Below are 920 nucleotides of genomic sequence, written 5' to 3' on the forward strand. Positions count from 1 at the left end.
CACCCGCGAACGGCTCCAGGAGGAGCTGCGCCGGATCTGGCAGGCCACCGGAACGACCGTCCTGTTCGTCACCCACAGCGTCGACGAGGCCGTGTACCTCGGCACCCGGATCGTCGTGCTCAGCGCGCGTCCCGGCCGGATCGCCCTCGATCTGGCCTCGGACCTGCCGCTGGGCGGCGACCCCCGGGCCGAGCCCGGCCACCCCGCCGTCCGTGAGACCGTCGCCGCCGCCGACCGCGCGGCGGCCGCCTGAGAAAGGGCCCCCATGAGCGTCCACTGGTTCCTGCCCACCACCGGCGACGGACACGAGATCCGGTCCGCGATCACCACGACCGACCACCGGACCGACGCGACCCGCCCCGGGACCATCCGCTACCTCGGGCAGGTCGCCCGGGCGGCCGAGGACTCCGGGTTCGGCGCCCTGCTGACCCCGGTCGGCGCCGGCTGCCCTGACCCGTGGATCGTCTGCTCGGCGCTCAGCCAGCAGACCAGCCGGATCAACCTGCTGATCGCGTTCCGGACGGGCTACGCCCTGCCCACGCTCCTCGCCCAGCAAGCCCAGGCGTTCCAGGAGGTGTCCGGCGGGCGGCTGCGGCTGAACGTCGTCACCGGCGGCGACCCCGTCGAGCAGCGCGCCTACGGCGACTTCCTCGACCACGACGCCCGGTACGAGCGGACCGCCGAGTATCTGGAGATCCTGAACCGCTGCTGGGAGGGGAAACCCTTCGACCACACCGGCACGCACTACCGGATCGAGGGCGGCGGGCTGGCCCAGCCGCTGGCCGACCGTCCGAAGATCTACTTCGGCGGTTCGTCGCCCGCCGCGCACCGGGTCGCCGCCCGCTCCGCCGATGTGGCCTTGACCTGGGCGGAGCCGCCGCAGACCGTCGCCGAGCGGCTGGCGCCGCTGCGGGCGCTCG

1 protein-coding gene and 1 pseudogene are annotated in these 920 nt (G+C 74.2%); both read left to right on the plus strand.

Annotated elements, in window-relative coordinates:
- Window positions 1–253: pseudogene (locus ACYVE7_RS34755) on the plus strand (ABC transporter ATP-binding protein); the annotation flags it as partial.
- Window positions 254–265: 12 nt separating this feature from the next.
- The coding region (locus ACYVE7_RS34760; RefSeq protein ID WP_460370899.1) for an LLM class flavin-dependent oxidoreductase at window positions 266–920 on the plus strand (655 nt) is incomplete at its 3' end.

This window comes from Actinocorallia lasiicapitis, assembly GCF_054778695.1.